This window comes from Vibrio sp. B181a, from assembly GCF_030248375.1.
GTDB lineage: Bacteria > Pseudomonadota > Gammaproteobacteria > Enterobacterales > Vibrionaceae > Vibrio > Vibrio campbellii.
In genome coordinates, this window is sequence record NZ_JAHGAD010000094.1 from 1 (window position 1) to 15,137 (window position 15,137).

Here is a 15,137-nt window from a genome sequence, read left to right on the forward strand (position 1 = left end):
GTTTCAATGCTGCTTCGTGTGATGCCAGGTAGTCGGATAGCGAAACCGTTTTTATAGCTAGCACCGTAAGCCACTAGCTTACCGGAAATACTGATGATTTCGACATGTCCTGCGAGGGTGGTCTCTGTTATTTGAAGGTCGACGACCACGTCATTCATATCGTAATCAGCCGTATATGGCCAGTTGTCTTCAAACGCGACGGAAGCATAAGAGTCAACAGTTGGGAAATGCTCAACCGAGTACCCGTTACCTGTAATGGTAATAGGGTGGTCTTCCACTTCACCAGACGTTGAACCACCCGTGTAGCTTAGACCTGTCTGTTGACTGAATCGGAAACGGCTCCAGCTTGACCCCGCAGTGGCCGCGTCAGACACAATAAATGGCAGCGTGTTACTACCAGCAGAGAGAAGTTCATCAGTAAAGACTTGCTCACCCGCATCAGCAAAGTCGCCATCTCGGTTCCAGTCAAACCATGCAGACAAATAGCCAGAAGTGGAGGCGGTGACTTCAATCACCGAGCTTAAACCCGGGTCGAGTGCCGCCACGAAGCCAACCCCTTCTTCATCGGCAGTGTCGACAGCATTGTCATCCGCTTGCCCGCCAACATCGCCATCAGGGGCAACGCTGCCCAAGTAGGTTGTACCATCAACTTCATGACGTGGACCGTTTGAAGCCAATGTCGTGCTGTAGGTGTCTGGAGCATCACCAAAGTCGATAGGGTCATTTGGATCGATGATTGGCGCATTAGCGCAGCGGGCACCATCGTTTTGATTGGATACTGGCCCATTAGCAACAAACTCTACAGCGGTTACAGTGCCCGCGGCAAGGCTTGCGGAAGACAAGTCGATTCTAAAAATTTTACCGTCGGAGTTGCGCGACAAATACAGATTGGCATCAACATCAAAGTAAGCAGCGCCGAACGACCCTGTCACACCGGTGTTGCCGACAAGAGTCGTTACGCCAGTGGTACGGTCGATACTGTAAAGTTTCCCTGTATTTGTATCCACCGCGTATATATTGCCGTTATCTGGGTGAAACGCAAAGTCAGCAAAAGAGCGTGTTGCAGTCGGATTTACTTGAACCAGTGAAAGTGTCGCGGTTGGATCGCTGTCGAGAGGAGCGAGATCGATTTTGTATATACCTTTGTTTCTTCTATATAGGTAGTACACATGATCATAGACGTCACCCACGAAAAAGTGATTCCCTGTTCCGAGCAGACCAGACACATTTAACACCTCCGCCTGGAAATCTTGCCCCAGACGGACAACACGGTTCTCGGTCGTGTCGTAGCCGTAAAGATAGCGGTCGGTGAAATCAAACCCGACAGCATTAATGTTCCCTGGAATGCCAGTGTCTGTTTGCAACAAAGTCGTCGAGCCCGTGACTAGGTTGACCCCATAAATCTGGGTCGGAGTGGACTGAAACAGATACGCCTGGCTCGGGCAGGTGTCGAATGGCGTCGCGTATGCATTTACTCCTAAACAAATCGACCCCAGTAATAATGATATTCTTCTCATAGTCGTTTCCCTTAACAAGTTGCATATGATGTTATGAATAAATCGTGCCATTAATAACGTATTGAAAAATTTGGATTTATTCAGGGAAGGGGGTGTTTTTACAAATGTGAATGTCAATTTGATTAGCAGTTTGGCTATGTTAGGTAATTCGTAGTGATCTTCGTTTTGAACGGCCACTTTGTGTTGTTGCAAACGACCAATGTTCACATTAATTGCTGATTTAATTGAGTGTTTTGCTTACTACCGATGGCCTTGCAGCACGGGCTCAATGAAGAACTTGTAAACCAATCGCCGCATTAGTTGATCTCACTCTGAATTGAGGGGGATTCACTAAAGATGTTTACGCAGAAATAAGAATTGTTCAATTTGTATTCATATCGTTGCACATGTGACATCCACAAAGGTGCAGCGAGTAATGAACCATATAGTTTACCTAGGAAACAATGTTGTAGAGCGAAGAAATATTGAGAAGACTCTCACCGAGCATGGGTACTCCGTTATTAATTTTCGATACTTGCCGGAAATCACTAACCCCCTAGCTTTAGTGATTGTCTCAAGAGACGATAAAACTTCAACGGCAGAAATTGGTTGGTCTAGTGAAGAAATACAAAACCCGATATTAACGATAAGCCATGCACTATCACCTTCGAAAACCATGTTTCAACTTGAGCTGAAAGAGTGGGAGATAACCCGCAGCAGAAGCTTACCTACGCCAGTTCACTTTGATTTTCTGTGCCACGAAAACTGGATAAGCGCCTGTCAAAAGGCCCAGCATGAACCCAGTTATGATCACAGCGTTCTGATGGTTCAAAGAGCTTGCCATTATATAGAGACACACATCGACGACAATTTCACACTCAAGCAAATTGCTGATTACGTTGGCACCAATCGAACCTATTTAACTCGGATGTTTAAAGACGTGATGGGGATAACCGTCTTTAATTGGGTCAAGAAACTCAGAATGCTAAAAGCTGCCTCACTGCTACACGAAACGAAAAACTCCGTCACGGACATCGCGCTCGATGTAGGAATAAGGCAGGTATCTAATTTCTCGAAAATGTTCAAAAGCTATTCAGGTGTTGCCCCCAATCAATTTAGAAAATCCTTATAACCCAAACATCCACACTTACTCATTCTCTAGTGTGGCTTGTTTCGTGGAGACTCGGATAACCGGTGAATCAAATGGCAAGGTATGGCTAACAGCATACTGGTGATGAACCTTTGGCTCACTGAGCGGTGCACTAGCCAATGAAGTCATCCAGTAGTGAAGAAAAGGGGTAAAGTGCTCGTCTCCTGCGGACTCTTTATCCGCCTCACATGCCGCAGAAAACAACGTTGTGGTGGCGGTTGAATGGGTCATAACAGAATCTTGAAAGCCGCCACTGTAACATTGCCCCATAACAACAACGAGTGAATGATAAGAAGGTAGCTGTCCAAGCAATTGACCGAACAGCTCTGCGCTAATTGCCGGATGCTTTAACGCACAGCTCAATTCAGATTCCGCACTAGGTTCTTCCACTTCTTCTGACAAATGCAATTCTCTTCGAGAGCCATGCCCGGAAGTCATCACATACAGCATATCTTCACTTGATAGCATGAGCCCAAGTTTAGAGAACGTCTGATCCAGTGTTTGTGGTGTTGCCTCGCCGCGAATATCAATGGTTAGCCTAGTGTTGTCCTGATAATACAATGGAGCAGAGTGAAGGTATTTGAAATCCATGAGATCAAAATGCATCGCCCCGTTGTAATAGAGGACGAATATGTTCTGCGGAGGGATATTACATTCATTAGTTAGCGTGCGATAACAGTGCTCTAAATCGTTCAAGTGACGCAGTTCAGAACGCCCAGCAACTAACAAAGCATATTTTTTCATAGTTTACTCCTACGGCAAAAGCCCCACATCCAAGGTGGGGCGTCATTGAATTAAGAACTCAATGGTTCGCTACAACAGAACCTTTTTAGCCACAGAAATCGCAGCTTGTCCAAGTGGTGAGTTAATCGCGCTTCCCACCGTTTTAACCACCGAACCCGCAGTTGAAACAAGGTTCGTTAACCAGTTATTGGTTGGGTGGTACATGGCGTTAAAGTCACTTCCTTTGCTCCATAACCCGGTGTGGTAATCCCAAGTCACTTCACGGTTCGAAGTGTGGTCTTCATACTCGATGACTGCAGCGTTGCCCTTTAATGTCGTAATGGCATAGTTGCGGTCAAAAATGTCATCGGCTGTAAAGTATAGAAGGTATTTGTTCAGTGGCATCACTTCCAGTGTCGAGCGCCCAGGGATAGGGGCCGCGCAAACGTGAGAAACATTTTCGCCACCGTATACTGAGTAGCCCACCGTCGTTTCATCGCCTTTGTTAACGAACGAAAACGTTTCTGAATCTGACACATGATCAGGCTCTATGACGGTTACCGAAGCATTGTCTTCAGCAATCTCGAACGTGTCGCCCAAATTGATGTTACGTGAAGTCGTCGCATCAATACGTGTACCGGATATAAGTGACGATTTGGTAATGAAGCCGATGAGTTTCTGATGCAGTTCGATACGGTTTTGTTCAAACAGATCTTCATGAGAGATCTTAGCCACCACCGAATTAGTCAGGCTGTCGGGATTATTAGATGCCGTCCCTTGCATGATGATCAAGTTGAGTTTTTGCTTTTGAACTCTTCTAAGAGTATCGCTGCACAGGTTAACCACTAAATGTTTACTAACTGACATTGTATTTCCTTATTAGGTTGTTGGTTCACCTTTAAATTAGGACAACAATTACGACGAGATTTATATTTGCGTAAATAAATACAAATTAATTTATGAAATAGAGCAGCTCGACTTGTGAAGTGGATAAACAAAGCAAATACGTCAGCAAGCCCTACCAAATCAAGAAGTGCTCGCCTGTTGGAGGGAAGAGCGCTTAACCACAAGCAAGCTAACCAGTCTTACTTAGTTCCGCGGTTCGCTTTTTTAGAACGTGAGGTTTGAGGCTCATGGTGGAGCTCTAATTCGAGCTCTAAAACTGAACCACTACACTCGGTGCTTAAACTGGGGCATTCCAGCGAGCCTTGGCGAGACTAGCAGTCTCTGATGGTGATCTGAAGGCGTTAGAGATATGAATCAGTTTGTGACAACTGTTCAAATTTGGAGAATTGGTGGCACGAGAGACATAAAAACAATCAGAGTAGCGGCTTAACTCCGTTTGATGCGTTTAACTAAGGCCTTGATTAAATATAAAGTATTGAATTGCTCTAATATCAATGCGTATTTATAATGTCGCTCTGATAGCTAGTACTTATAGTAGAGATAACGAATTGAAACTGACCATCGGTAATAGTGAAGCTTTGGCAAGCGCGATAGAGTTTAGCGATAATGAGATAGTTTTCCTTTTTGGTTCACCATTATCGGCCTCTTCTGGTGAACATGTGGGCATACCCGGGGTAAGAGGTGTCCTTGATATCATCGAAACCAGGTTATCGGAAAAGCCTAAGCTTTTGGATTTGTATCACAAGAATGTGAGTTCTACCCAGCCAGATACTGATCGTTATCAGAGCTCATTTGATTTCTTGTCTATGTATACCAGTCCAAATACTGTAAATGGTATTATTCGATCCGCAACTATACAGGCATATAAAGGGGATGTTTCTGACGTTGATATTAACGATGTCGCCCGATTGATAGAACTGCAAAATGATGTAAGTAACTGGTCTATCCCTCCCGCGACTAAATCACTATCAGAAATTTTGCTCGGCTTTGAGAAAGCATCAAAAATTGCGCTGACCCCCAACTTTGACCCTCTACTTTCTATAGCCTTAGAGCAAGCTAGCTATAAACCAGCTAGGGTCGTGTTACATGGCGATAGTAACCTCGAGCAGTTTCAGGTATCCAACGTTAATATTATTCATTTCCACGGCTTTTGGGTTGATACTGATACGTTACATACCCCTTCTCAATTGACATTGGATAGACCCCTCCTAAAACAGTCTTTGACGAGAATCTTGAGTAACAAGACACTGGTTGTTTTAGGCTATGGCGGTTGGGACGATATTTTCACTCAAGTTTTATTCTCAATGATTAGCGATAGTGGTGCTAATTTCGACATATTGTGGGCGTTTTTTGAGTCGCAGGAATCAACGATAAAGCAGAAATATGAGCGTTTATTAGAATCTGTTTCACCAGCAATTCAAAGAGGTAGATTCAAAATATATGGAGGTATCGATTGTCATAATTTCCTTCCCGAGCTTTCAGAGGCTCTGGGGTGCAGAACTACTGCTCCGAGCAAAATTCACCATGCTATTTCAGACACTAAAATTCAGCAAGAGTGCATCGATATAGATAGTCAGGAGTTTGAAGACCGCCAATCAATGCTGATGCCTTGGACTATGTCCATAGAGCCTGCGCACAGTTCCGTGAGAGTAACTGAAAGAAGTTACTTGATGGGGCTATTTTCGAAACACAGGTGTGTTAACGTAGAAGCTGAATGGGGGATTAGTCATCGTGAGTTTGTGTATTCTTTGAAGCACGAAGAGAACACTACCTACTTTAATGCTCCAATCTTTAGAGTGGATCTCGCAGGAGTAAAAAACAAGAAAGAATTTTTCGAACGTATCGAGAGTGAATCAGGGGTTAGTTTACAAGTATTTATTCAAAAACTGCCAAAGCATAATAGTATCGTATTCTTCGATAATGTGGGGGCGGAGCTTACTAAGTCAAGTGATATAGCGAGACTGGTGAAAGACTTAGAATCGCTATTGCCGATAATGCATGAGTACAACGAGAATACTAAAGTTCTCTTAGTTAGCCGAAAGCGTCTAAGTAAACACTTTCCTGCAATGCAATTGTCTAAGCTGGAGGATTATGATGCGAAGGCATTTATATTAAATCATAGTAGCATCAGCGATGAGTTGGATCGCAATGCAATTGATACCATCATTGAACTTGGGAAAGGGATTCCATCGAGTATAGAAAGATGCATACAGGACCTTAACTTACTTTCGTCCGAAGAACTATATGAAGAACACTACACACCAGAATCACGAAACTGGGAGCATGACGGCGACTTTCCATCTGAAATAATAAATCGAGTGGAACAGTTAGCCTCAAGTCAAGAGCTTCACACCAAAAGAAGTTATCAATTGCTAGAAACTTTGGCGGTGCTAGAGTTTGGGGACACATTCTATAATTTGAAGCGAACTAATCCAGATGCAACTTATCGTAAAACAAATTTAGATGAACTGCATGATCTAGAGCTTGTTGAAGCAACAAACTTAACTAGAAGTATTGTTGAAACCCCCGTTAATAGTGGAGAGACAAAGATCTTAAAGCTACCTAGCGCGGTTAGGAACTATGTTTACGGAAAACTTAGCACTAAGAAGGTCTATGAGATTTCAAAAAATATCGCCAAGGTGCATTTAGGTGACAGCTGGCGTACTGGAAAAATCCAGCTTTGTCAGCTTACTAAAAGGCAGATCAAAGAAAGTGATAAAGTAGCTGGTAGTACTCAAGTGCTTTTAGCGCAGCTGCTCAAGTGCTCGATAGAGTTGGACTTAGGTCGTGATATTGATTCTGCTATGAGAGCGTGTAGGTCGTATTGTAAGCAGATCTCTAACGCAGCCCGTTATAAAGAAGTTATTTCCTTCTCTAAACATATCCGAGCGATTGCAAGAGAATCGGATAAGGTTGGCTCGTTGTCGTATTTCTATATGCTTGAGGGGTACTCGTCGAGAATGATTTCGAAACATGACGAGGCAGAGCCTTTGCTCCTTGATGCCTTGAAGGAAAAAGAACATCTGACGAATGACGAAATTGTACAGGTTCTGGTCAATCTCATGTTCATGTACGATTCTCTCGGAAAGCTAGATGAGGCTGTTCGTTATGCTAAAGAAACTTTGACGATTGAGCCAAAGAACTCTGATGCCCTTTTGAAGCTAGAAGAACTATCTGATCTTAATGAAATCCAGAAGTTAAAACACTTAGAACAAAAGTTCAGAAACAAGAATAGGATAATTACTGCAAACAACGCAGCATTAGTTCTCTTTGATTTAGAAACTTCCTATAAATCGAAAATATACTGGCTTAACAGGGTGCTAGCGTCAAAAGAAAAGGACCAATACAATCAGATGCGTGCGATTACTAGAAAAGCCCTACTAGATCCAAGTGGCAATTTTACGCCAACTGCTCAAGAACTGAGACTACTACATACTTGTTATATCTTCTCGTTTTCACAAGGAATGAATCGTATGTTCAACGATTCACACAAGTTACTTTGGACCCACTACCTAGAGCAGGGAAGTTATGGGACGATCTTTAATTTATACAGACATAGTTCTTTATACTGGAGGATTTATGGCTTTGTAGATAAAGAATTACAATATAGTAATGAAATTAAGTTGCTAGTGGCTAAGTTGTTACCAGAGGCGATAGACCTTTCCAAGTACGAAAATGCTTACGTAATTCATCGAGCAAGGCTCTTATCTCAGGATTAGCCTTAGTCCTTAAAGATTGTTCTTAGCTTTAAGCGAGTCTAACGACTCGCTTTTTTAGTTCATCACGTCAGCTGTTTACAAGGTTTGGTTGCTTCAGGGGCAAGTGCCAAGCCTGAGCTATTAAGTTCGGCTTTTCGCCTCCTAGCTAAATTGGATTAATGATGCCGTTTTTATCTGTACTCCAGTCGACCATAGCATTATTTTTACCAACCATTCTACTTATGCTGCTGATAAAATGACTCTCATCTGTATTGGTATTATGGCTATAAATCAAGCCATAGAACTCATGATTAAAAGCGTCGAGAGTTTTCATGCCATCGTCATTTGAGAAGATGAAAGTACCACCTAAGTACACTTGGTAGGATTTGACCTCTTGAGTATTTACTTCTTGTTCATTTGATTCTGGTAGTTTAATGAAATTTGTTTCTTTTTGTGCGTTAGCAATATTTTTTTTATTCAACTTAAAAGTGTTTTTGTTCTGATTAATGAAAGGAGCATAAAATTGTATGTCTTTAACTGTGCTAATCTTAATGCTATCACTCTGTTTTTTAACAGATAAAGTCCCTGATATATCTGCAATAGTCAAACCCTCGTTATGATTGCCTTTGTCGATAACTTCACAAGCATTATCGATTTCGCCAACTTGAATTTGTTTTGCACAATCTAAAGCACTTTCGGTGATAACTAAAAAAGTATCGTAGTTAACTTGTGCGTATTGCTTTTTAACATCAGTTGTTAAATTTCCCAGGTCAAGTGGGGAAACTTTATCGGGACTTCCACCACCGTTATTACCATCACTACCGCCACAGCCCATTAATATTGAAGAAACTAGTACAGAGATGCATAAATTTTTCATGTGAAACCTTATTTGAAGTGAGTGAAATGTCATGCAAAGAGAAACATTCTATTTATTAATCATACCGTCACAAAGTTTTAGGAAATTTTCATAGATGACGAGCTTGTAAATGTGTCATTGCTTTAGGTTGTGTGTATTCTATTATTTTTTATTGGAATGATATATAAACGTAATTTTAGATAATCCATAACTGAGGTTTATGGTTTATCAGTTTTTAAACTCAATTTAGGCCGTAAATGGGGTTAGGGCACGAGAGCACTTTGCTTAATTTATGACTCAAAGATTACTGCGACTGGATGTGTCTTCGTCGCAGGGATGACAAAGACACATATATAGGCTTAATTAGAAGATACGTTTGAGTACGGGGGTTTTGCAGATAAGATAGCCAATCGCAAAAGAGCCGATCACTGATGGGATTGCAATGACCACAAAGTTGATTAAGGGGGTTTGGGTCATAAAGGACTTATAAAAATCTGCGGCAAAACCCATAGGAATATTCTGCACCACGTAAGCAGCAAAAGCCGTTCGCGTAAGCATCGAACTCCATTTTCCTTTGTCATTGAAAAGTACCTTGAAGCTGTACAGCAGAAACATCGACATCCCAATCACGGTCAACCCACGAGTTACCATCTCATCATTCAGGCCATAGTCTGACGCTATCGGAGAGACGAATGCGCCCGCAATAATCCACATCAGGATCCCAGCAAAGGCGTGTTGAAACTCAAGCTTGTCGAGCCATTGGTACCTGTAAGCTTGGATACCAAAGTAAAACATGCTGATATACATCGGAAAATATTTGATAAGGTGAAACCCTAAGAAATTCGTACCCACTGCTTCCATAAGGTACAAGCCAAAGAAATTGACCGGAATTATCATCACGGCAAACAGCAAGATCTTCCAAAGTGCAGGAAAAGGCTTATCGACGTAGGCCTTTTGATTGCCGGCACCGACAATTTGGGACAATGCAAATACCGCACTAAACACAATCAAGGTCCAACAGAACCAGGTAACGCCTAAGTCAATATTTGTGGTAAGGAAAAAGTCTTTAACATTCGATGTTGCAAACTCGATCGATAAAATTGGAAATATCACAAATAAGGTTATTAGCGTTGGGATCCCGAGCCGTTTGAGTTTATCTAACATAAACTTACCGGCGCCTTTGCGCTCAAAAGAGGGAAGCACGAAATAGGCTGAGATAAAGAAAAACAGTGACATAAAAAACGACTGATTAATCTTATTAAATTTACCTAGGATACTATATTGGTGCTGCATAATTTCATCGACACGGGGTAAGTTGTAACCTATAGGATCTAGGCCAGCCGTGGAAGCACTGTGATGCACAATCACTAATACTGCCAACACCCACTTGATATTATCCAGATAATCGTAACGCTTAACTTGCATGGGATTATTCATTGAGACTCCAATCTCTCTAACAAAGTATTAAAAATTAAAATAATGATATTTTGCTCACTTAGTGCTTTATTCTGCTTGAGGTTAAGGGGGGATGAGAAAGGGAGTTATCCCTCGGTACTGGCTACCTTTGCGTGGTGTTCTTTCGCTTCTTTGAAAATCTCTAATCGGCTTTTGTAGAGCACTTTAGTTGTAATAAACAGACCAATGCCGTAGCAAGAATGACAATAAATAGAAAATAAAATTGCTTGGATAGTATTAGGGCTATTCACATGGAAAAAGCCCTGACCAAAGGCATAGCTGACTACAACTAAAGGGAAAAATAACAATGACCATGCGTAGACGAGTGACTTTTTAAGGCTCGGTTTTAGAAACAATCCTTTCTCGACAAAGCTAATATAAAAAACGGTATAAGCTAAGCTCACGCTAAAGTGCATAATCCAACCTATGAGAACGTCATGTGGTACTGCAGGCACTTGTTGTATAGATTCAACCAAAGGATGCCCTTGAGTGATATAAACCAAATAACGACCTAGACTCTCAAAGTTATTAAGTGGATGACCACTGAACAATAGATACAAGTTACTGCCTAGATCTAAGCAAAGGCCACTAAAAACACTAATAAACAGAAGGTGAAGTAGGTAGGATGAACGCTGGTGATGGGGATAATAGAACATAGAGCATCTCCGGTTTAATTCTGTTTTCGTTGTGAGCATGAAAAAGCTTGTCATGGTCAGGTGTGACTTATTCACACCGTGACATTGCCTTCATAAGTTCAATATGTTTGTTAATGTTTATAGTGTAAGGCAATGAAATATCGGGATATATAAAGTATGCTTTATACAAAACATTACTGATGGTTATGTATAGGCTCAAGAGTGAAACCAAATTTAGATTTGAATTTGCTGGTGGTTTTTTTAGAGGTGTATCGGCTTCGTTCCATCACATTAGCGTCGGAATCACTAGGTTTAACGCAACCTGGAGTAAGTGCTGCGTTAAAGCGGCTGCAGTCCCAGCTGGGTGCGCCTCTTTTTGTTAGAGAAGGGCGCGGAATTAGCCCAACACATGCAGCAATTAAGCTAGCGAATGAAATCGAACCTGCGCTAACGGCGGTAGAGAGTGCGCTGGGCAATGTCGCGGATTTTGATGTCCAAAATCATCACACGTTTACGGTTTATGTAAATGAGATAATTATGCATATGGTCAGAAACAAAATTGAGATCGACCCAACGATGGGTAACTGCAAAATTAATCTCCATATGACGCCCAATACAGAAGATGAGTTGTTATCTCAGTTGAGCTTACACAAAGCAGATTTGGCCATTGATATTGGTTTGCGCAGTAATCCGTCTTTTACCTATCAATCCTATATTGATGATGAAGTTGTTGTTGTATGTCGTAAAGGTCATCCCCACATTCAACAGACGATCACTCAAGCGCAGTTCTATGCTGAAAAAATTATTTTTATGCAGAAGAGGCGAGTCGACTTACTCGAAATGAATTATTTCTCTGATGAACGTTTTCTGCCAAAAGACGTAGACTGTGAAACCGCATCCGTTCTTTCAATATTATCGTTAGTGTCAGAGAGTGACGCCGTTGCTCCTGTAAGTCGACTGATGGCCAAAAAATACGCCTCGTTGTTTAACTTACAAATCCTGCCATTGCCGTTTTCCTCCAAGCCTTTTCAACACGTTATGATGTGGCATAAGCGCGATGACCATAACTCAGCTAATCAATGGTTGAGAAATAAACTTTGTGATGTCTTGCGACGTTGACGTTATATCAAAAGTTTTGCCTGACGTAAGATACAAAAGGACAATGCCATACAAAAAAGGCGAACCAATCGGTTCGCCTTTGCCTATTTAGATTCTACTGATCATGTCATATCAAGTTGGACCCAACTGCTTGTCTGGTGTGTGACCCAGTGTAGGACATACATAATCAATATCTTAACTTATGTTATTGAACGTTATTTCTAATCCGATATCACTTGTATAAAAATTTCTTGGAGGAGACGTAAAGTGATAAGAGAGATAAAAGATGACGACTTTGAAATATTCTAGCTTTTTTAACTCGCCCACTAAGCTATTGATTTTCAGTTGAAGACTTAAACGAAAGACTGCATTATATCTACGTAAAGAGCGGCTTAACGCCGTATAGATAGTGTTATACGCTTTATGGAAAATGATACAAAAAGGACGTTATGAAGTTATCTGAGTTACAAAATCATATAAAAGAATTCGATTATGCGCCAGAGCAATCTGAACACTATTTTTTAAAACTAATCGAAGAAGTTGGCGAATTATCGGAATCTATTCGCAAAGGCAAAAGTGGGCAACCAACGCTAGATGATCTCAAAGGTTCAGTCGCAGAAGAGTTATATGACGTTTTGTATTATGTTTGTGCTCTAGCCAATATTCACGGTGTAAACCTTGAGAAAACGCATGAACTAAAAGAAGTTTTGAATAAAGTTAAGTACAACCGATAGCACGCGTGGCATTTTTACTATGCGTTGCGTTTAGTGTTTAAGGTTGTATGCGGTGGCTTTGGTATAGCGTTGCTCGCACCTTAACAGGGCGTTATAAGTACAGGCGAGATTCTAGGTTGTCTGAAGGATTTTAATATGGATATTTATACTGTTTTTACATTTTTATTGGTTATTTCGTTAATGGTAATGTCTCCAGGTCCCAATGGTGTATTGCTTCTAAAAACTGTTCCAGTTTCGGGCAAGAAGCATGGTTACGCAAATGTTTTGGGGATAGTGGCAGCGTTTTATCTGCACGGGACATTATCAGTATTCGGCCTTTCGGCAATTATAGTTTCATCAGCAAGTTTATTTGTTGCAGTGAAGCTAATAGGTGCAGTATACCTTGCTTACTTAGGTGTAAAAGCAATAATATCAGCATTCAAAAAAAACAACGTACTCGAAAATACTACCGAGAATAGACCTAAAAGTTCTGCAAAAAAATTGTCATCTTGTTTTTTCGAAGGGTTATTAACAAATCTTCTAAACCCTAAAGTTTCTATTTTTTATCTAGCAGCATTTCCACAGTTCATTAACTTTGAATCAAATTCGATTGCATCCTCTTATATATTGGTTAGTGTTCATGCTATGTTTGCAGCATTATGGTTTTCATCTATGGTATTTCTGATAGGAAAATCAACATCGTTTGCCAAGTCAGGTAGAATGTACAAGCTATTACAGTCAGCTAGCGGAGCAGTATTACTTTGGTTTAGTTACCGTGTGGCGACAGTCAAGTAATGTACTTATAACAAGCTGTTCAAGCGGGACTTCTAACAGTTTGCTGGTTTCGCTTCGTTCACAATTTTGGCCAACTATTATAAGCCCCTTAACAGGGCGTTATGTGCTTGGAGATAAAATGATAAAACAGCCTCCTTACAAAGTTGAGTTTGGGCAATTAGGAGATGTCCCTCCGGAGTACGTTGTTGCCATAGATAAGACCTCAATTAAGTTAAGCAAAAACAACAGAGATGGTGATACAGATGGTCGTATTGATGAACTTCATCTCAGTGGTGGGCTTGAATCAGAAGAAACTAAACAGATAATGCTTGGGCTCAATAAGCAGGGTTTTGTGTTTGCTTATAACGATAAAGCTTATATTTCACCTAGCCATTTTATGAAGCAACTTTTAATGGGCGGTGACCTAAGAACATCATTCAGAGAAATCAGTTGGTCAAGCCCAAAGCAATGGTGTCTTACAGAGTATGAATTTGAGCAACGCACATAACAAGTTGTTTAAGAGTTATTCGGCACGCGTGGCATTTTTACTATGCGTTGCTCACACTTTAACAGGGCGTCATGTTGTACACTCTAATTCGCGAGTTTAGAGGAAAAAGCAATTCAAGAATGCGTGAAAAAGTGATCTTCATATGAATTAAATGTCTTATTCTGTTGCTATCTGCTGCATATATAACATACTAACCTGGAACTTATAACTTCTATATCAAGAGTATAATATGAGCAGAAATAAACAAAAATTGGTGATGGCTACGTGTGGCTTCTTAGTGTCTCTAAATGCATTTTCCGGTGAAGTTTTCGATGTCAGCGATATTAAATTTGAGGATGATAATTTTCAAAAATGTGTATTGGCTCAAAAAGTAACCAATCCCACTGACATTACTAAGTTGGTTTGTCGCCAATTTAATATAGATAGTGCAAATGAGATTCATTATTTCCCTGCTCTAAAGGAGTTGTGGTTGTCTGGTAAGCAACTTAGTAACATTGACTTAAGTAAGAATCTTGAGCTGACTTCAATTTCTATTACTAAATCGAATCTAACTAGTTTGGATTTAAGTAATAACCCAAATTTGACTGAACTAAATGTTAGCTTTAACCAGATTTCTGAGCTAGATCTTACGAAAAGTCCTAAAATTACTGATTTAAGCGTAGTTTCCAACCAAATAGAGGCTCTGAATCTATCAAGTAATATTGAGCTAAAGTATCTGTGGGCTAAAGAAAATAAGCTTAAGGATATTGATTTTAGCCACAATCCTAATCTGGTCCAGATTAGTTTGGATAATAACCAGTTATCTAAAGTCAACATTAGCAACAACGAACAACTTAATAAACTAAGTTTGATGTTTAACCTGTTATCGTCGTTAGACGTAAGTAAAAACGTCAAACTAACAAAGTTGTATGTGACGGATAACAAACTCACTAAGTTGGACGTTAGCCACAACCCTAAACTAAGGGCTCTGTGGGCAACCGAAAATCCGTTGGAAGACCTTGATATTACCTCTAATTCCTCATTAAGCGATTATGAGGTGGATGAAGGTGTTTTAGTACAAGAGTAACTTTGTGCTGTAAAACTTAACAAAGCATTTAAGAGTGATTCGCAACGCGTGGCATTTTT

General features: G+C 40.7%; 13 protein-coding genes. 7 read left to right on the forward strand and 6 right to left on the reverse strand.

The window, feature by feature from the left end; translation table 11 throughout:
* Window positions 1-1,517 (reverse strand): LruC domain-containing protein (locus KIO97_RS24795; protein WP_285384238.1); only part of this gene is annotated, 1,517 nt, incomplete at its 3' end.
* A gap of 415 nt (window positions 1,518-1,932) precedes the next feature.
* On the opposite strand from KIO97_RS24795, the gene KIO97_RS24800 reads away from it, so the two are divergent.
* Window positions 1,933-2,628, forward strand: a complete 696-nt coding sequence (locus KIO97_RS24800; protein ID WP_285384239.1) for a helix-turn-helix transcriptional regulator — start codon at window positions 1,933-1,935, stop codon at window positions 2,626-2,628.
* A gap of 15 nt (window positions 2,629-2,643) precedes the next feature.
* Here the strand turns inward: KIO97_RS24800 and KIO97_RS24805 are convergent, their stop codons facing one another.
* Both KIO97_RS24805 and KIO97_RS24810 read right to left on the reverse strand, forming a co-directional pair.
* A complete protein-coding gene (locus KIO97_RS24805) occupies window positions 2,644-3,390 on the reverse strand; it encodes a C13 family peptidase (RefSeq protein ID WP_285384240.1) in 747 nt (248 codons plus the stop codon).
* Between the two features lie 69 nt (window positions 3,391-3,459).
* Window positions 3,460-4,236, reverse strand: a complete 777-nt coding sequence (locus KIO97_RS24810; RefSeq protein WP_045495762.1) for a hypothetical protein — start codon at window positions 4,234-4,236, stop codon at window positions 3,460-3,462.
* Between the two features lie 587 nt (window positions 4,237-4,823).
* On the opposite strand from KIO97_RS24810, the gene KIO97_RS24815 reads away from it, so the two are divergent.
* Window positions 4,824-7,994, forward strand: coding sequence for an SIR2 family protein (locus KIO97_RS24815; protein WP_285384241.1), 3,171 nt, complete (start codon window positions 4,824-4,826; stop codon window positions 7,992-7,994).
* 145 nt (window positions 7,995-8,139) lie between these two features.
* Here the strand turns inward: KIO97_RS24815 and KIO97_RS24820 are convergent, their stop codons facing one another.
* The 3 genes from KIO97_RS24820 to KIO97_RS24830 all read right to left on the reverse strand — a co-directional run bounded on the left by KIO97_RS24820 (window position 8,140) and on the right by KIO97_RS24830 (window position 10,940).
* Entirely contained in the window at window positions 8,140-8,850 is a 711-nt protein-coding gene (locus KIO97_RS24820) for a hypothetical protein (RefSeq protein WP_285384242.1), read from the reverse strand.
* A gap of 342 nt (window positions 8,851-9,192) precedes the next feature.
* On the reverse strand, window positions 9,193-10,266 hold the full coding sequence (locus tag KIO97_RS24825; RefSeq protein WP_285384243.1) for an acyltransferase: 1,074 nt from the start codon (window positions 10,264-10,266) through the stop codon (window positions 9,193-9,195).
* Between the two features lie 104 nt (window positions 10,267-10,370).
* On the reverse strand, window positions 10,371-10,940 hold the full coding sequence (locus KIO97_RS24830; protein WP_228174310.1) for a DUF2938 family protein: 570 nt from the start codon (window positions 10,938-10,940) through the stop codon (window positions 10,371-10,373).
* 201 nt (window positions 10,941-11,141) lie between these two features.
* Between KIO97_RS24830 and KIO97_RS24835 the strand changes: the two genes are divergently transcribed.
* The 5 genes from KIO97_RS24835 to KIO97_RS24860 all read left to right on the forward strand — a co-directional run bounded on the left by KIO97_RS24835 (window position 11,142) and on the right by KIO97_RS24860 (window position 15,078).
* The gene (locus KIO97_RS24835; RefSeq protein ID WP_285384244.1) at window positions 11,142-12,038 is read left to right on the forward strand and encodes a LysR family transcriptional regulator; all 897 of its coding nucleotides are present in this window, start codon (window positions 11,142-11,144) and stop codon (window positions 12,036-12,038) included.
* Window positions 12,039-12,466: 428 nt separating this feature from the next.
* Complete coding sequence (locus KIO97_RS24840) at window positions 12,467-12,751, forward strand: MazG nucleotide pyrophosphohydrolase domain-containing protein (protein WP_285384245.1); 285 nt, start codon at window positions 12,467-12,469, stop codon at window positions 12,749-12,751.
* Between the two features lie 135 nt (window positions 12,752-12,886).
* The gene (locus tag KIO97_RS24850; RefSeq protein ID WP_285384246.1) at window positions 12,887-13,525 is read left to right on the forward strand and encodes a LysE family translocator; all 639 of its coding nucleotides are present in this window, start codon (window positions 12,887-12,889) and stop codon (window positions 13,523-13,525) included.
* Between the two features lie 118 nt (window positions 13,526-13,643).
* The gene (locus KIO97_RS24855; RefSeq protein ID WP_045376485.1) at window positions 13,644-14,012 is read left to right on the forward strand and encodes a hypothetical protein; all 369 of its coding nucleotides are present in this window, start codon (window positions 13,644-13,646) and stop codon (window positions 14,010-14,012) included.
* A gap of 229 nt (window positions 14,013-14,241) precedes the next feature.
* Window positions 14,242-15,078 carry a leucine-rich repeat domain-containing protein gene (locus KIO97_RS24860; protein WP_285384247.1) on the forward strand — a complete coding sequence of 279 codons (837 nt, stop codon included), beginning with the start codon at window positions 14,242-14,244 and terminating at the stop codon, window positions 15,076-15,078.
* Window positions 15,079-15,137: the final 59 nt, after the last annotated feature.